15 protein-coding genes are annotated in these 17552 nt (G+C 68.5%); 4 read left to right on the forward strand and 11 right to left on the reverse strand.

The window, feature by feature from the left end; translation table 11 throughout:
- Positions 1-57: 57 nt before the first annotated feature.
- A complete protein-coding gene (locus GKO32_RS06390) occupies positions 58-1566 on the reverse strand; it encodes a glutamate synthase subunit beta (protein ID WP_154755834.1) in 1509 nt (502 codons plus the stop codon).
- Entirely contained in the window at positions 1559-6130 is a 4572-nt protein-coding gene (gene gltB / locus GKO32_RS06395; protein ID WP_154755835.1) for a glutamate synthase large subunit, read from the reverse strand. The genes GKO32_RS06390 and gltB overlap by 8 nt, the downstream gene beginning before the upstream one ends.
- Before the next feature lie 507 nt (positions 6131-6637).
- Here gltB and GKO32_RS06400 point away from each other — a divergent pair.
- The 3 genes from GKO32_RS06400 to GKO32_RS06410 are packed head-to-tail and all read left to right on the forward strand — an operon-like array spanning position 6638 to position 9361.
- Entirely contained in the window at positions 6638-7561 is a 924-nt protein-coding gene (locus GKO32_RS06400) for an ABC transporter substrate-binding protein (protein ID WP_166459404.1), read from the forward strand.
- Positions 7551-8570 carry a FecCD family ABC transporter permease gene (locus GKO32_RS06405; protein WP_154755836.1) on the forward strand — a complete coding sequence of 340 codons (1020 nt, stop codon included), beginning with the start codon at positions 7551-7553 and terminating at the stop codon, positions 8568-8570. The genes GKO32_RS06400 and GKO32_RS06405 overlap by 11 nt, the downstream gene beginning before the upstream one ends.
- Positions 8567-9361 carry an ABC transporter ATP-binding protein gene (locus tag GKO32_RS06410; protein ID WP_154755837.1) on the forward strand — a complete coding sequence of 265 codons (795 nt, stop codon included), beginning with the start codon at positions 8567-8569 and terminating at the stop codon, positions 9359-9361. Before GKO32_RS06405 ends, GKO32_RS06410 begins: the two co-directional genes overlap by 4 nt.
- A 16-nt stretch (positions 9362-9377) precedes the next feature.
- On the opposite strand, the gene lgt is transcribed toward GKO32_RS06410, so the two are convergent.
- From lgt to GKO32_RS06445, 8 genes are all read right to left on the reverse strand, one after another.
- Positions 9378-10295, reverse strand: a complete 918-nt coding sequence (gene lgt, locus GKO32_RS06415; RefSeq protein WP_312867576.1) for a prolipoprotein diacylglyceryl transferase — start codon at positions 10293-10295, stop codon at positions 9378-9380.
- Positions 10296-10378: 83 nt separating this feature from the next.
- Positions 10379-10552 (reverse strand): hypothetical protein, encoded by a 174-nt coding sequence (locus GKO32_RS37915; protein WP_166459405.1) that lies wholly within the window; start codon positions 10550-10552, stop codon positions 10379-10381.
- A 24-nt stretch (positions 10553-10576) separates the two neighbouring features.
- Positions 10577-11134: a Uma2 family endonuclease gene (locus GKO32_RS06420; RefSeq protein WP_312867577.1), complete on the reverse strand. Its 558-nt coding sequence runs from the start codon at positions 11132-11134 to the stop codon at positions 10577-10579.
- Positions 11135-11266: 132 nt separating this feature from the next.
- Complete coding sequence (trpA, locus tag GKO32_RS06425) at positions 11267-12052, reverse strand: tryptophan synthase subunit alpha (RefSeq protein WP_154755839.1); 786 nt, start codon at positions 12050-12052, stop codon at positions 11267-11269.
- 15 nt (positions 12053-12067) lie between these two features.
- Positions 12068-13315, reverse strand: coding sequence for a tryptophan synthase subunit beta (gene trpB, locus GKO32_RS06430; protein ID WP_154755840.1), 1248 nt, complete (start codon positions 13313-13315; stop codon positions 12068-12070).
- Positions 13312-14121: an indole-3-glycerol phosphate synthase TrpC gene (gene trpC, locus GKO32_RS06435; protein WP_312867578.1), complete on the reverse strand. Its 810-nt coding sequence runs from the start codon at positions 14119-14121 to the stop codon at positions 13312-13314. The genes trpB and trpC overlap by 4 nt, the downstream gene beginning before the upstream one ends.
- A 208-nt stretch (positions 14122-14329) precedes the next feature.
- Positions 14330-14875, reverse strand: a complete 546-nt coding sequence (locus tag GKO32_RS06440; protein ID WP_154755842.1) for a Trp biosynthesis-associated membrane protein — start codon at positions 14873-14875, stop codon at positions 14330-14332.
- A complete protein-coding gene (locus GKO32_RS06445; RefSeq protein ID WP_154755843.1) occupies positions 14853-16421 on the reverse strand; it encodes an anthranilate synthase component I in 1569 nt (522 codons plus the stop codon). Before GKO32_RS06445 ends, GKO32_RS06440 begins: the two co-directional genes overlap by 23 nt.
- 115 nt (positions 16422-16536) lie before the next feature.
- Here GKO32_RS06445 and GKO32_RS06450 point away from each other — a divergent pair, with 115 nt between their 5' ends.
- Entirely contained in the window at positions 16537-17166 is a 630-nt protein-coding gene (locus tag GKO32_RS06450; protein ID WP_312867579.1) for a TetR/AcrR family transcriptional regulator, read from the forward strand.
- On the opposite strand, the gene GKO32_RS06455 is transcribed toward GKO32_RS06450, so the two are convergent.
- A complete protein-coding gene (locus tag GKO32_RS06455) occupies positions 17153-17476 on the reverse strand; it encodes a hypothetical protein (protein WP_154755844.1) in 324 nt (107 codons plus the stop codon). The two genes, GKO32_RS06450 and GKO32_RS06455, sit on opposite strands and share 14 nt — an antisense overlap.
- Positions 17477-17552 lie beyond the last annotated feature (76 nt).

Consider the following 17552-nt stretch of genomic DNA (forward strand, 5'->3'; position numbering starts at 1 on the left):
CAACCAGAATATTCGACGCCTGAACCGACCTTCGGACGGTTACCGTGCCCGTGGTAACTAGACCACCGCGAGGGGCAACGCCGTGGGGTGCACGGGAGCGGGGAGGTCACTGGTGCCGGTGAGGTAGGCGTCGACCGCGTTCGCCACCGAACGGCCCTCGGCAATCGCCCACACCACCAGGGAAGCGCCTCGATGCGCGTCACCACAGACGAACACCCCAGGCGCACCGGTCTGCCAGTCCGCACCGCAGGAAAGCCGGCCGTCCTTCGTCAGCTCGATGCCCAGGTCGTCCAGCAGCCGCATCTCCTCGACACCCTCGAAGCCGATCGCCAGCAGCACCAGATCCGCCGAGATCACCTCGATCTCGCCGCTGACCGGCTCGACCCGCCGCACACCCGTCTCCGGATCCCGCGACACCTGCACCTTTTGCAGCTCGATCGCCCGCACATGCCCGTCGTCGTCCCCGACGAACCGCTTCACCGCGACCCCGAACATCCGCTCGCCGCCTTCGTCGTGCGCGGGATAGGTGCGCAGGATGTACGGCCACGTCGGCCACGGCGAGACGTCGTCATCGCGGGTTTGCGGCGGCATCGGATACTGGTCCAGCTGGGTGACCGAAAGCGCACCCTGCCGCGTCGCGGTGCCGTAACAGTCCGCGCCCGTGTCACCACCGCCGATGACGACCACGTGCTTCCCGGCGCCGTCGATGTCCGGCGGGCCGTCGCCCTCGCACTGCCTGTTGGCCTGCACAAGATGCTCCATCGCGAGATGGATCCCGCCCAGCTCCCGGCCCGGGGTCACCCGATCGTCGCGGTCGCGCAGCGCGCCCACGGCCAGCACCACCGCGTCGTAACGGGCCCGCAGCTCCTCGACCGTCAGGTCCACCCCGACCTCGCACCCGGTCACGAACTGGGTGCCCTCCTTGCGCAGCTGTGCGAGGCGACGGTCGAGGTGCTTCTTCTCCATCTTGAACTCGGGAATGCCGTACCGCAGCAGGCCACCAAGCCGGTCGTCCCGCTCGAACACGGTCACCTCGTGCCCGGCACGCGTCAGCTGCTGTGCCGCCGCGAGACCGGCCGGGCCGGAACCGACGACGGCCACCCGCTGCCCGGAGGCGACACCGGCGACCTGCGGCTCGACGATGCCCCGTTCCCACGAGACATCCGCGATCGTCGCCTCGACCCGCTTGATCGCCACCGAGCCGCCGGACAGCGGCGAAATCGACAGCACGCACCCCGCCTCGCACGGCGCCGGGCACAACTTCCCGGTGAACTCGGGGAAATTGTTGGTCGCGTGGAGACGGTCGCTCGCGGCCGCCCAGTGTCCCTGCCGGACCAGGTCGTTCCACTCGGGAATGAGATTGCCCAGCGGGCACCCCGCGCTGCCCGAGTGACAGAACGGGATACCGCAGTCCATGCACCGGCCCGCCTGTGTGCGCACCTCGGCGTTGCGTTCGTCCGGCGGGGTAAGCGCGTAGACCTCGCGCCAGTCGTGCACGCGCTCGTCGAGAGAGCGCTTCTTCGGTTCCTCGCGCTCGAACTTCAGAAAACCGCGGGGGTCAGCCATTCGCAGCCTCCATCACTGCTTCATCGACGTCGCGCCCCGTTGCCTTCGCCGCCTTCATCGCCTCCAGGACTCGCGCGTAATCGCGCGGCATGACCTTCGTGAACGCGGCCGATCGCCGTGGCCAGTCACCGAGCAGTGACGCGGCCACCGTCGAACCCGTGAGCTCACGGTGCCGGATCACGATTCGCTTGAGCCACACCAGATCCTCGGGCTCGGGCTGGAGCAGATCGACCATCTCGTCGTTGACCCGGCTGTGATCGAGATCCAGGACATAGCCGATCCCGCCGGACATCCCGGCCGCCAGGTTCCGCCCGGTCGAGCCGAGCACCACGGCCCGGCCGCCGGTCATGTACTCGAACGCGTGGTCACCGACGCCCTCGGCGACCACGACCGCACCGGAATTCCGGACACAGAACCGTTCCCCGACCTGGCCGCGCAGGAACATCTCGCCACCGGTCGCACCGTAGGCGAGCGTGTTGCCCGCAATCACCTGCCGTTCCGCGACGAACGTGGCGTTCTCGTGCGGGCGTACGACGATCCGCCCGCCGGACAGGCCCTTGCCCACGTAGTCGTTGGCGTCGCCGACCATTTCCAGCGTCACGCCGCGCGGCAGGAAAGCACCGAGCGACTGGCCGGCCGAACCGGTGAGCCGCACGTGAATCGTGCCGTCGGGCAGTCCCTCGCCGCCGTAGCGCCGGGTGATCTCCGAACCGAGCAGCGTGCCCACGGTCCGGTTCACGTTGCGGACGGGCAGCTCCAGGCGCACCGGGTGCGCGTCCTCCAGCGCCGCCTCGGCGAGCTGGATGAGCGTGCGGTCCAACGCGTGTTCGAGACCGTGATCCTGCTCGCGAACTTTGCGCCGTGCGCCGCCATATGGCGTCTCCGTCGGCATTTCGAAGACCGGCGAGAGGTCCAGACCTTTCGCCTTCCAGTGCCCGACCGCTTCGTCGACGTCGAGCACGTCGGCCCGGCCGATGGCCTCGTCGAGGGTGCGGAACCCCAGCGCGGCAAGGGTTTCCCGCACTTCCTGCGCCACGAACCGGAAGTAGTTCACGATGTGGTCGGCCTGACCGGTGTAGCGCTTGCGCAGTTCCGGGCTCTGCGTCGCGACGCCGACCGGGCACGTGTCGAGGTGGCAGACCCGCATCATGATGCAGCCGGCCACAACCAGCGGCGCCGTCGCGAAGCCGTACTCCTCGGCACCGAGCAGCGCGGCGACCACGACGTCCCGCCCGGTCTTCATGGCACCGTCCACCTGGACCGTGATCCGGTCCCGCAAACCGTTGAGCAGCAACGTCTGCTGCGTTTCCGCCAGCCCGATCTCCCATGGCGTACCGGCATGCTTGAGCGAGTTCATCGGCGAGGCACCGGTGCCGCCGTCGTGCCCGGAGATGAGCACCACGTCGGCGTGCGCCTTGGAGACTCCGGCCGCGACCGTGCCCACGCCGAGGGAACTGACCAGCTTCACGTGGATGCGGGCCTTTTCGTTGGCGTTCTTGAGATCATGGATCAGCTGCGCCAGGTCCTCGATGGAGTAGATGTCGTGGTGCGGCGGCGGCGAGATGAGCCCGACACCCGGCGTCGAATGCCGGGTGCGCGCGATCCACGGGTAGACCTTGTTCGGCGGCAGCTGGCCGCCTTCACCGGGTTTCGCGCCCTGCGCCATCTTGATCTGGATGTCGTCGGCGTTGACGAGGTACTCGCTCGTCACGCCGAACCGTCCACTTGCGACTTGCTTGATCGCGCTGCGCCGCTCCGGGTCGTACAGGCGCTCGGGGTCCTCACCGCCCTCACCGGTGTTGGACCGCCCGCCGATCCGGTTCATCGCGATGGCCAGCGTCTGGTGCGCCTCGGCCGAGATCGAGCCGTAGGACATCGCACCGGTGTTGAACCGCTTGCAGATCGCCTCGACCGACTCCACCTCGTCGATCGGTACCGGCGGGCGCGCTCCGGTGCGGAACTTGAACATCCCGCGCAGCAGGCCGCCTTCCCTGGCCAGCCGGTGGACTTCCTCGGTGTACGCGCGGTACGCCTCTTCCCGGCGGCTCTTGGATGCGTGCTGCAGCAGGAAAACCGTCTCCGGGGTGAACAGGTGCAGCTCGCCCTCACGGCGATAGGCGTACTCGCCACCGCTGTCCAGCCGCCGGTGCGAACGGTCGGCCGGGTTGTCGGGGTACGCCCGCCGGTGCCGGATCGCGACCTCTTCGGCGAGCACGTCGAGCCCGACCCCGCCGAGCTTCGACACCGTGCCGGTGAAGTACTCGTCGAGCAGATCCTGTGACAGGCCAAGGGATTCGAAGACCTGCGCGGCGGTGTACGCGCTGACCGTCGAGATGCCCATCTTGGACATGATCTTCTGCACGCCCTTGACGAGCGCCTTGACGTAGCTACGTACCGCATGCCGCGGTTCCATGCCCGTCAGCATGCCCTGGTTGATGAGGTCCTCGATGGTCTCGAAGGCCAGGTACGGGTTCACCGCGGCGGCGCCGTAACCCAGCAGCAGCGCGATGTGGTGCACCTCGCGGGCATCGCCGGTCTCGACGACCAGCGCCACCCGCAGCCTTTCCTTGGTGCGCACCAGATGGTGGTGCACCGCGGAGACCAGCAGCAACGACGGGATCGGCGCCATCCGGTGGTCGGAGTCGCGGTCGGAGAGCACGAGCGTGCGTGCACCAGCCGCGATCGCTTCCGACGCCTCGCGGCGAACGCGTTCCACCGCGTCCCGCAGCGCCGCCCCGCCACCGTCCACTTCGAACAGTCCGGAAAGGACGGTACAGGCGAAGCCGGGCAGGTCGCCGTCGTCGTTGATGTGGATGAGCTTGGCCAGCTCGTCGTTGTCGATGACCGGGTACGGCAGCTGGATGTGCCGGCACGAAGCCGGACCCGACTCGAGCAGGTTCTGCTCCGGGCCCATGATCCGGCTCATCGACGTGACCAGCTCCTCGCGGAGCGCGTCCAGCGGCGGGTTGGTGACCTGGGCGAAGCCCTGCTTGAAGTAGTCGTACAGCTGGCGGGATCGCTGTGACAGCACGGCGGGCGGGGTGTCGGTGCCCATCGAGCCGATCGGCTCGGCCCCCTTCTGCGTCATCGGCGTCAGCAGTATCTTGACTTCTTCTTCGGTATAGCCGAAGGAAAGCTGACGGCGCAGCACCGAATCATGGCTCTGCGTGACGTGATCGCGATCGCGCAGATCGGCCAGCTGCAGCAGGCCCGCGTGGACCCACTCCGCATAGGGTTGCTCACGCGCCAGCCCGGACTTGACCTCGTTGTCATCAACCAGTCGCTGCGCTTCGGTGTCGACGAGGAACATCCGGCCAGGCTTGAGCCTGCCCTTGGCCACCACGTTTTCCGGTGCCACGTCGAGTACCCCGGCCTCACTCGCGAGGACCACCCTGTCGTCGGCGGTGCGCCACCAGCGCGCCGGGCGCAGGCCGTTGCGGTCGAGCACCGCGCCGACGAGGGTGCCGTCGGTGAAGGTCACGCACGCGGGGCCGTCCCACGGCTCGATGAGGTTGGCGTGGAACTGGTAGAACGCCCGGCGTTCCGGGTCCATCGAGGTGTGGTTCTCCCACGCCTCCGGGATCATCATCAGCACCGCGTGCGGCAGGCTCCGGCCGCCGAGATGCAGCAGTTCCAGCACCTCGTCGAAGGACGCGGAATCCGAGGCGTCCGGCGAGCACACCGGGTACAGCCGCGAAAGGTCGCCAGGGATCAGGTCCGATCGCAGCAGCGCCTCGCGTGCTCGCATGCGGTTGCGGTTGCCGCGGACGGTGTTGATCTCGCCGTTGTGCGCCACGTAGCGGAACGGATGCGCAAGCGGCCACGACGGGAAGGTGTTCGTGGAAAACCGCGAGTGCACCAGTGCGATCGCGCTGGCCAGCCGCTCGTCACGCAGGTCGGAGAAGAACACGGGCAGCTGCTCGGGGGTGAGCATTCCCTTGTACACCAAGGTCCGCGAGGACAGCGACGGGAAGTACGTGCCGCATTCGGCGACCAGACTGTCATGCTCGGCGCGCTTGCGGAGGCAGAATGTGAGCCGGTCCAGGTCCACACCGGACGGGCGGGCACCGTCCGCGCCGGGCTTGCCGGCGACGAACAGCATCGCGAAATGCGGCATGACCGACCGGGCTGTGGGCCCGATACCGGCAGCGTCCGCGTTCGCGGGCACGTCGCGCCAGCCGAGGACCTCGAGGTCCTCTTCGTCGGCGAGGCGCTCGACGAGCGAGATCGCCTTGGTGCGGGTCTCGGCTTCACCAGGCAGGAACGCGATTCCGGCGGCGTACCGCTGCCGGCCCGCCGGGTCCGCCGCGGGCAACGGGAAAGCGGTCTCCGCGCGCAGCAACTCGTCGGGCAACTGCAGGAGGATGCCCGCGCCGTCACCCGAGGTCGGCTCGGCTCCCGCGGCACCGCGGTGGTCGAGGTTCATCAACGCGGTCAGGCCGTCGGTGACGATGCCGTGCGAACGGCGGCCACGCAGGTCGGCCACCATGGCGACACCGCAGGAATCCTGTTCTGTAGCCGGGTCGTACAGACCCTGCTTGCCTGGGTTGGCGGAGAAGATCATGCGGGGACCTCCTTCGTCGTCTTCGTGCTGCGGAAAGCTCCCCCGGTTCTGCTTGCTCGGGACGACGATGGCCCGCTGATTAGCGCGACCTTAACACCCAGGAAACACCACAGCACCCTCTCAGACCGTGGAAAATCTCATCGGGGAGGTAACGATCTGGCTGCGACGAACGACATCGTTCTTGATGGGCGTGTTCACCTCTGAACGGTGCCCCGGGTAGTTCGCGACTATCCCACCAAGGCTACGTGAATGTTCGGCGAAACGGCCAGAATTGCTGGTGGTAGCGTTTCTCACGCTGGTCGGCAGCCCGCTGGCCGGCGATGCGCGCGGTCGCGAAGTCCGGTGAGAACCCGGTGCTGTGCCGCAACTGTGATGGTCTGAGCACACTGTGTCAGACCGAGCCAGGTCGCCTTCCGCGCGCTGACGCCAATTCACCTCCGGCGCAGAGGTGCGGCGTGACCGCCCCGCGGCACGGCGAAGCGCCGGGGCCGGTCGACAGAGGTCCAGATGCCGCGCAGGTTTTCACTGCTGATCGTGTTGTTGCTCGTACTGACCGGGTGCGCTTCGCACCCGCGCGACGAGGACTCCGCCGCCGGGCCCGACACCGAGGCGAGTTTCCCGGTCACCATCGGTTCGGTGACGATCGACCGTCAGCCGGCCCGGATCGTGTCGCTGTCCCCCTCGGCGACCGAAACCCTGTTCGCCCTCGCCGCGGGACCGCAGGTGGTCGCTGTGGACTCGCAGTCGGACTATCCGGAACAGGCTCCGCACACACCGCTTTCGGCGCTGAGGCCCGATCCGGAAGCCATCGCGGCGTACCACCCGGACCTGGTCGTCGCCTCGGCCGACACGACCGGTTTGTCGGCGGCGCTGGCCAGAACCGGGGTGAAGACGTTGATCATGCCGGACGCGAAGACCCTCGACGAGGCCTACGGCGAGTTCGTGCAGCTGGGCAAGGCGACCGGGCACCAGGCGGAGGGCGAGAGTCTGGCCCGCCAGACCCGGGCGGACCTCGACAAGATCGTCGCCGACACCCCGAAACCGGCCAAGCCGCTGAGCTTCTACTGGGAGCTCGACCAGACCTACTACAGCGCGACGTCAAGAACTTTCATCGGCCAGGTGCTTGCCCGTTTCAACCTCACGAATATCGCGGACGGGAACAATCCGTCGATTTCCGGAGGTTATCCGCAGCTATCTGCAGAACGCATTTTGCAAGCCGATCCCGCGTTGATTTTTCTCGCCGATTCGAAGTGCTGTGGGCAGAATGCGCAGTCCGTCGCGGCCCGGCCCGGCTGGAACACCTTGACCGCGGTGAAGCAGGGCCAGGTGCTCGCGCTCGACGACGACATCGCGTCACGGTGGAGCCCGCGGGTGGTCGAGCTGGCACGGGCCGTCTCCGCCGCGGTGACGAAGGCGGCTCATGCCGGGTAACGTCACCCGGCTCCGGCCGCTGACCATGCTCGTCGCGGTCATCGCGTTGCTCGTGGCACTGGTGCTGGCGACACTGATCGGCGCGGCGGATCTGGGCTGGCACCGGGTGCTGGGGGAAGTCGTCGCCGAGGTGACGGGCGGGCAATCCCCGTTGTCAGCGCGGGAAGCCGCGATCGTGTGGCAGCTGCGGGTGCCGCGCGTGCTGCTGGCCGGCCTCGTCGGCGCCGCGCTCGCGATGTCCGGCGCGACGTTCCAGGGCGTGTTCCGCAACCCGCTGGCCGATCCGTACCTGCTCGGTGCCGCCGCGGGTGCGGGGATGGCCGCGACGATCGTGGTCGTGGTGGCCCCGGCTTCGGGTGCGCTGGTGCCGCCGGCCGCGTTCGCCGGCGCGCTCGGCGGGGTCGCGCTGAGCTGGCTGCTCGGCCGCTCCGCCGGCGGGACGGGTACCGCGACGCTGCTGCTCGCCGGTGTCGCGGTCGGGTCGTTCCTTTCCGCCGCACAGGTTTTCGCGCAACAGCTCAACACCGAGACGATCCGGCAGGTCTACACGTGGATGCTGGGCGGGCTGAACGTCAGCGGCTGGCGTGAGGTGCTGATCGCGGTCCCGTACATCGGGGTCGCGGCGGTGCTCCTCTGTGTCTGCGCGCGGCTGCTCGACGTGTTGTCCCTGGGCGACGCCGAAGCCGCGTCGCTCGGCGTGCATCCGGCGCGGGTGCGGCTCCTGCTGCTCGCGGCGGCCTCACTGGCGACCGCGGCGGCCGTGTCGGTGAGCGGCCTGATCGGGTTCGTCGGCATCGTGGTGCCGCATGTGGTGCGGCTGCTGGCCGGGGCGAGCTACCGGGTCGTCATCCCGCTTTCCCTGCTGGGCGGGGCGGTTTTCCTGATCGCGGCCGACCAGGTGGCGCGCACCGTCATGCCGGGCGAGCTGCCGCTCGGGGTGGTGACTGCGTTCGCCGGTGCGCCGTTTTTCGTTGCGGTACTGCGATCTTCGCTGGGGAAGGTGTCATGACGCTGACTTTGCACGACGTCCACGCCGGTTACGACGGGCGTACGGTCGTGCGCGCAGTGTCGGTGGAGATCCCGCGTGGCAGCTGGCTGGCGATCGTCGGACCGAACGGTGCCGGGAAGTCCACTTTGCTCAAGACGATGGCCGGGCTTCTTCCCGGTTCCGGGACCGTCCTGATCGACGGCAAACCGGTGACCGCCTTGTCACGCAAGGAAAAGGCCCGGAAGCTCGGCTACGCGCCACAGGACCCGGTGCTGCCCGGCGGGCTTACCGTCACCGACTACGCGGTGCTCGGGCGCACCCCGCACCTGGGCCCGCTCGCCCGCGAAGGCGCTGCGGATCTGTCCATTGTGGAGGGTGTACTGGCCCGGCTGGACCTGGCGGAGCTGGCTTCCCGGAAGCTCCGCACACTCTCGGGCGGCGAACGGCAGCGAGCCGTGCTCGCCCGGGTCCTCGTGCAACAGACCGGGTTCCTCCTGCTCGACGAACCGACGACGGGCCTGGACATCGGTCACGCGCAGGCGATCCTCGAACTGATCGACCGGCTGCGTCACGAAGATGGCACCACGGTGGTGTCCACTTTGCACGATCTCACGTTCGCCGCCCAGTACGCCGACCACGTGTTGTTGCTGTCGGCCGGCGAGGTGGCTTCCGCGGGCGCGCCGGAGGAAGTACTGACCGCGCAAGCACTCGAGCGGTACTACGGCGCCGCCGCGGACGTGCTCACCGCCGAACGTGGCGAGCTGGTGATCGCCCCCGTCAGGCCTGCGCCGCCAGCTGGACGACTTCGTTGACCTCGCGGACGCGGCGCTAGTCGACCTTCTGTTGTTCTTCCACCACAGGCTTTTCCGTGCTGAGCAGTTCGGGCGCTTCACGGGGGCCGCGCCGACGGGCGAGGAAGAAGTACGCCATCGCGCCGACGAAAACCAGTGCGGAGGTCCAGTTGTTCACACGCAGGCCGAGGATATGGTTGGCGTTGTCGGTGCGCAGCAGCTCGATCCAGAACCGGCCGAGTGTGTAGCCCGCGACGTACAGCGCGAACGCGCGGCCGTGCCCGAGCTTGAGCCGCCGGTCCATCCAGACCACGAACCCGGCGACCGCGAGGTTCCACAGCAGCTCGTACAGGAACGTCGGCTGCACCGGGCTGTCCGGCAACGGGATGCTGCCGAAGGCGACGCCGTTCGGGCCCTGATCCGGGATCGACGGATTGCTCGGGTCGAAACGCTGGTAGATCTCCAGGCCCCAGGGCAAAGTGGTGTGTGCGCCGTAGAGCTCCTGGTTGAAGTAGTTGCCGAGGCGGCCGATCGCCTGCGCGGCCACGATCCCCGGCGCGATCGCGTCCGCCATGGCCGGCAACGGGATTCCCTTGCGGCGGCAGCCGATCCACGCACCCAGACCACCCAGCGCGATGGCGCCCCAGATGCCCAGCCCGCCGTCCCAGATGTAGAGGGCCTTGATCGGGTCCTTGCCCGCGCCGAAGTACAGCTGCGAGTCGGTGATGACGTGATACAACCGCCCGCCGACGATGCCGAAGGGCACCGCGAACACGGCGATGTCGACGACCGCGCCCTTGGTCCCGCCCCGCTCCTGCCAGCGGCGCTCTCCCCACCAGATGGCGAGGATGATGCCCGCGATGATGCACAGAGCGTAAGCCCGGATCGGGATCGGCCCCAGGTGCCAGACACCCCGGTCGGGGCTCGGAATCGTCGCGAGGAAGACGGTGTGCACGGGGCCACCGTAGCCTGTGCCGGTAACGTCCCCGTGTGACACCTCGGCTGCGGCCGGGTCCGGGGCCCGGCGTTGTCAGCTGATTACTGCGACTCACGCCGGTTGAGCAGGGCCGAACCGATCGCGAGCACGCACGCCACAGCGAAGATCGCCGTCAGCCACACCTGTCCACCGCGCACCACGTTGAAGATCCCGCCGCCGGCCATGAGCACGGCCATCAGGATGTTGCGGGTCTGCAGGGGCGTCGGCTTGGCCATGCCGGCCAGCCTTTCACACGGCGGTCAGCCGCCGAGATCCACGGTGGCGGCGACCGGGCGGGTGAGGCTGAGCTTGCCGTCCGTGCTGCGGGTGATCTCGCGGTACCCGCCCTCGGTGAGCTCGTACAGCGTGGCCTCCACCGGCCGCGGCGCGGCGTTGACGAGCAGGTAGTAGGGGATCTTCGCCTCGGTGTACAGCTCGCGCTTGAGGATCCGGTCCTGCACCTTGGTGGACGGCGACTCGATCTCCACAGCGAGCAGCACATCAGTCGCCGAGAAGTAGACGACATTCTCGTCCGGGCAGGTCACGATCACCAGATCCGGGATGAGCACTCGCCGGTCACCCATGCGGACATTCACCCCGGGCAACAGCTCGGCGTCCGAACCGATCGCGCCATGCAGCCCCAGTTGAAGCCGCCGCAGGATGCGTTGATGCCGTGCTGCTGGAGCGGGGCTCACCAGGAGCGTCCCGTCGACCAGCTCGACGCGGCTACCCGAGTCCTCGGGCAGCTCGAAGAAATCCTCGACGGTCCACTCGCCAGGGTGCCAAGGAACGAGATACTCAGGCTCGATATCAGGCACTGCGGCCACGTTAGCTGACCTCCGCATCTGACGAGAACAGCCCGGCATGACAAGTCTGACATATCGACCCCCGCTTTCGGCGAAACATGGGGTCACCTTGCCACTACCCACCGACATTTCCGCCGGTGCACGTCAGGCGGGGATCGGCTGGCGCACGCCTTCCGCGAGCTCCGCGCTCAGCGCGCGCACGGCCTCGGCGCTCTCGGCGGCCTTCGTCACCAGAGCGGACCCGACGATGACCGCGTCCGCGAAACCGGCGACCTCCGCCGCCTGCTCGCGGGACCGCACACCCAGCCCGACTCCGATCGGCAGGTTCGTGTGCGCACGCGCGCGGCGGACCAGCTCCGCCGCGCCGGCACCGACCTGGTCCCGTGCCCCCGTCACACCCATGACCGCCGTCGCGTACAGGAAGCCGGAAGCCGACCGGGCGGTGAGATCGATCCGCTCCTCCGACGATGACGGCGCCACCAGGAAGATCCGGTCCAGCCCGTGCTCTTTCGACGCGGACAGCCACTCGGCCGCCTCGTCGGGGATCAGATCCGGCGTGATCATGCCCAGCCCACCGGCGGCGGCGAGGTCACGCGCGAACCGGTCCACGCCGTAGCGGCGAACCGGGTTCCAGTACGTCATCACGACGGCCCGGCCACCGCGCGCGGACACCGACTCGACGACCTCGAACAGCTGCTTGAGCCGGAATCCCTGCTTGAGCGCGGTGTCCGCGGCGAGCTGGATGGTCGGCCCGTCCATCACCGGGTCCGAATACGGCATACCGACCTCGACGAGATCCGCGCCGCCGTCGATCATCGCCGCGAGCATGTCCTTCGAGCCTTCGACGCTCGGGTACCCGGCGGGCAGGTACCCGACCAGCGCGGCCCGGCTTTCACCGCGGGTCTGCTCGAACAAGGCCTGCAAACTCATCCTTCCCCCCACCCGTCACCCACCGCCGCCCTCAACGGAGGCGCTCTGCGCCGCAGTATCGACCAGGCCGAACCACTTCGCCGCCGTGTCCATGTCCTTGTCACCGCGGCCGGACAGGTTCACCAGGATCAGCGCCGAGCGCCCGAGCTCGCGGCCCAGCTGGAGCGCACCGGCCAGCGCGTGCGCGGACTCGATCGCCGGGATGATGCCCTCGGTCCGCGCGAGCAGCTTGAACGCGTCCATTGCTTCAGCGTCGGTGATCGGCCGGTACTCGGCGCGGCCCGAATCCTTGAGCCACGAGTGTTCCGGCCCGACGCCGGGGTAGTCGAGGCCGGCGGAGATCGAGTGCGATTCCAGCGTCTGGCCGTCCTCGTCCTGCAGCAGGTACGACATCGCGCCGTGCAGGTTGCCGGGGGTGCCCTCGGTGAGCGTCGCGCCGTGGCGGCCGCTCTCCAGGCCCTCGCCACCCGGCTCGAAGCCGACGAGCCGGACATCCGGGTCGTCGATGAAGCCGTGGAAAATGCCGATCGCGTTGGACCCGCCGCCGACGCACGCGGCGACGGCGTCGGGCAGCCGCCCGGTCTGCTCCAGGACCTGTGCCCTGGCTTCCTCGCCGATCACCTTGTGGAAGTTGCGCACCATCGTCGGGAACGGGTACGGGCCGGCCGCCGTGCCGAACAGGTAGTGCGTCGTGTCGGCGTTGGTGACCCAGTCCCGCAGCGCCTCGTTGATCGCGTCCTTGAGCGTGCGCGAACCCGTCTTGACCGGCACGACCTCGGCGCCCAGCAGCCGCATCCGTGCCACGTTCAGCGCCTGACGCTCGGTGTCGACCTCGCCCATGTAGATCACGCACTCGAGGTCCAGCAGCGCGCACGCGGTGGCGGTGGCGACGCCGTGCTGGCCGGCCCCGGTCTCGGCGATGACCCGCTTCTTGCCCATCCGCTTGGTGAGCAATGCCTGGCCCAGCACATTGTTGATCTTGTGGGAGCCGGTGTGGTTGAGGTCCTCGCGCTTGAGGAAGACCCGCGCGCCACCGGCGTGTTCGCCGAAGCGCGGCGCTTCGGTCAGCAGGCTCGGCCGGCCGGCGTAGTCGCGCAGCAGCCGCTTGAACTCGCCGGTGAACGCCGGGTCGGCACGAGCCTTGTCGTACTCGGTGGCCACCTCGTCGACGACCCCGATGAGCGCCTCGGGCATGAACCGGCCGCCGTACCGGCCGCCGTAGTAGCCACGCTCGTCGGGGTCGTGCTCGGTGCGCTCGGTCATCGGGCCGGCCTCGGACAGGCGGGATGGGAACCCGCGGTGACCAGCTTGATCAGCGCACCCTTCGGGTCACCCGAGGTGACCAGACCCTCGCCGACCAGCACCGCGTCGGCACCGTGCCCGGCGTAGGCCATCAGATCACCGGGGCCGCGGACACCCGACTCGGCGATCTTGGTCACGTCGAAGGGCAGCCCGGGGGCGAGCCTGCCGAACGCGTCGCGGTCCACTTCGAGGGTGTGCAGGTTGCGCGCGTTGATGCCGATGATCTGGGCGCCCGCTTCCAGCGCGCGGTCCGCCTCCTCGGCGTTGTGTACCTCGACCAGCGCGGCCATGCCCAGCGACTCGACCCGGTCGAGCAACGAGACCAGCGCGTTCTGCTCCAGTGCCGCGACGATCAGCAGCACCATGTCCGCGCCGTGCGCGCGGGCCTCGTGCACCTGGTACGGGCTGACGACGAAATCCTTGCGCAGCAAGGGAACGTCCACCACGGCACGGACGGCGTCGAAGTCGGCGAGCGAACCGCCGAACCGGCGCTGCTCGGTGAGCACGCTGATCACGCGCGCCCCGGCCTCTTCGTAGTCCCTGGCCAGTGCGGCCGGATCGGCGATCGTCGCGAGCGCACCCTTCGACGGGCTGCGGCGCTTGACCTCCGCGATGACCCCTATCGACGACTCGCGCAGCGCACCCGCGGCATCCCGCGGCGGGGCCGCCTTGGTGGCGCGAACCTTCAACTCGTCGAACGGCAGTGCTTTCTCGCGCTCGGCGAGGTCGACGCGGACACCGGCGATGATTTCCTCGAGAACGCTCACCAGGTGCCCCCGTTCCCGGACGCATCCAGATCTTCACTCGAAAGCTGGCTCACAAACACCTTCCCCTTCCCGCAGAAAAGATGCTAGCCCGCGCATCATCACGGGCCGGTTCCGGGTCGAACATGCCTTGGCAGCAGCCAAAACCGTTCGGCTACTGCGCCAGCCCCTCACCCACCACCACCCTCAACGGACACAGTGCGCTCGGCTGCTATCGATCACTGGGGTCCTCGCCTTCGGAAAGTGCCTCCCACAGCTCAGTATCGGGGTCACGCGCCGACTTCTTCACGGTCGGTGCCGAATACCGAGCACCGAGTCGCGGCATCGTCCTGGCGTGCTTGGTGCTCATCAACCCGCCGGCGAGCACGAGAATTCCCGCCACCAAGGCGAGCCCACGGCCGAGGAACAGCTGCCACACCGGCGTACCGGGCGGAAACCCGCCGAACGACACGCCATCGACCGCGATCCAGCAGGCCCACAATCCGGCCACGGCGAGTACCACACCAAGTACCCGGCGTGGCCAGCCACCGGTCGCGACCGCACCGGCGACACCCGCGACCGCGAGGATGGCCAGCGGGACGAGTGCACCCGAATGATCCACACCCGTCTGGGTGGCCAGGATCATCCCGCGGACCCCGGCGTCACGTTCCTGTGCCGACCAGACGAGCCGAGACGAACCCCACAGCGCCGCCGCGCCGAGGACCAGCGCCGCGACGACCGTCCACAGTGGACGCTTACTGGGCGTTGGCGACGTCATCAGCGGGGTCCAGTGCCTTGGCCGGAGCCATGGTCTGGGCGGCGGCGACGGCGGAGAGCACCGTGCGCGCCTTGTTCAGCGACTCGGTGTCCTCGTAGTCGGCGACGGAATCGGCGACCACGCCGCCACCGGCCTGCACGTAGGCCCGGTTGTCCCGCAGCAGCGCGGTACGGATGGCGATGGCGGTGTCGGCGTCCCCGGCGAAGTCGAGGTACCCCACGACGCCGCCGTACAGGCCGCGGCGGACCGGCTCCAGCTCCTCGATCAACTCCATCGCGCGCACCTTGGGTGCACCGGAAAGCGTGCCGGCCGGAAAGCACGCGGCCACCGCGTCGAACGCGGTGCGGTCGTCTCGCAGCTCCCCGGTCACGGTCGACACGATGTGCATCACATGGCTGTAGCGCTCGATGGTGAAGAAGTCGACGACGTGCACCGTGCCGGGCTTGCACACCTTGCCGAGGTCGTTGCGACCGAGGTCGACCAGCATCAGGTGTTCGGCGCGCTCCTTCTCGTCCGCGAGCAGATCCTTCGACAGCTGCGCGTCCTCCTCGGGATCCGCGCCGCGCCAACGGGTTCCGGCGATCGGGTGCGTGGTCGCGCGCCCGTCGTGCACGGTGACGAGCGATTCGGGGCTCGAGCCGACGATGTCGAAACCGTTCAGCCGCAGCAAGTACATGTACGGGCTGGGGTTGGAGGTGCGCAGCACGCGGTAGATGTCCAGCGCGCTGGCCTCGTTCTCGATCTCGAACCGCTGCGACGGCACGACCTGGAACGCCTCGCCCGCCTTGATCGCCTCGACGGCCTTGTCGACCGCCTCGTGGTAGTCCTCCTTCGTGCGGTGCCGCCGGAACTCCGGCGCCGGCCGGGAGAACACCGCGGTGGTGGACGGCGCGGCCTCGCGCAGGTGCTCGGTCATCCGCTCGAGCCGGCGGACCGCGTCGTCGTAGGCGGCATCGACACGGTCCGGCGAGTTGTCCCAGTTGACCGCGTTGGCGATGAGCGTGACGGTGCCCTCATGGTGGTCGAACGCCGCGAGGTCGGTGGCCAGCAACATCGTCAGCTCGGGGATGTCGAGATCCTTCCGGGCCAGCTCGGGCAGCTTTTCCAGCCAGCGCACGGCGTCGTAGCCGATGTAGCCGACCATGCCGCCGGTCAGCGGCGGCAGGCCGGGCAGCGGCTCCGTATGCAGCGCGGCGACGGTCTCACGCAGCATCTGCAGCGGATTGCCCTCGGTGGGCAGGCCGACTGGCTGCGTCCCCGTCCACACCGCCTGGCCGTCGCGCACCGTCAGCGCGGCGGGACTGTGCACGCCGATGAACGACCACCGTGACCAGGACTGCCCGTTCTCCGCGGACTCGAACAGGAACGTGCCGGGGCGGTCCGCGGCCAGCTTGCGGTACACGCCGATGGGGGTCTCCCCGTCGGCGAGCAGCCGCCGGACGACCGGGATCACCCGGCGCCCCTCGGAGAGCGCGCGGAACTCGTCCCGGGACGGGCTCACGGAACCGAGCCCATCGGCGGAATTCGCGGAGTAGCCAGTGACCATGCGAAAAGCCTAGCCACGTGAAGCTGACCGTCCGGGGCCGGTTGCCGGGGCATTCCCCGCCGCCGATAATTCATGTTTCGTTGAATTTCACCTCCGTGCGGGTCATGATGGAGCGGTGAGCACACCGGAACAACCGAAGACGGGCAAGCGGCGCGGGCGGCGTCCTGCCGGGCAGGACACCCGCACCGCGCTGCTCGATGCCGCCCGCGTGGAGTTCTCCGAGAACGGCTACGAAGGGGCCACGGTACGCGCCATCGCCGCCAGGGCGGGTACTGACGCGGCCATGGTCAACCACTGGTTCGGCAGCAAGGAGTCACTCTTCGCACAGGCCGTGCTCCAGTTGCCGTTCAACCCCCAGGACGTCATCACCGAGTTGCTCGACGGGGATGTCGACACGCTCGGCGAGCGGATCATCCGCCGCTTCGTGACCGCGTGGGACTCCACAGCGGGCGGTACCTTCCCCGCACTCGTCCGAAGCCTGGCCAGTCATGACCAAGCCGCGATCGGCCTACGGGACTTCATGATCGCTAACATCCTCGACCGGATCATGAGCCGGATCGAAGCTGATCACCCCCAGTTGCGCGCCACATTGTGCGCCTCGCAGTTGATAGGCATCGGCATGGCGCGCTATGTCGCACCATTCGAACCACTCGGTTCGGCCGATGTCGAAACCGTGGCGGCCGCGGTCGCGCCGACGTTGCAGCGCTACCTCACCGGCGACCTCGGTTCCGTCAGTTCGAATTGACCGGAACCGCTGACACGGTCGTTTTCTCCCCCGCCAGACCCAGCCTGCGCATGGCAGCCTCGACGTCGCTCACGTGCGCGACCGCGATACGTTCCGCCGAGCGCAGCGAAAACCTTGCGGTATCAAGCAACTGGCGCAGATCCTCACTGTCTGTTGTGGACAGTTCTCCAGGATTGTCCATGTCGGCGCGCAACACGTCGTCCACGGCCCTGTCGATGGCCAGCACCCCGTCCATCGCGTCGTCGAGCCGGTTGACCAACTGCCGCGCCCTACCGCGCAATTGTTCGTAATAGAGCCGCGTATCGCTCATGATCACTACCTTTCGGAACTAGTGGGAAACCTTGTGACCCATAGAGTTCCGAAAGAAGTCGGCCTTGGCAACGAAT

It is taken from the genome of Amycolatopsis pithecellobii (assembly GCF_009707865.1).
In the GTDB taxonomy this organism is placed as follows: Bacteria; Actinomycetota; Actinomycetes; order Mycobacteriales; family Pseudonocardiaceae; genus Amycolatopsis_E; species Amycolatopsis_E pithecellobii.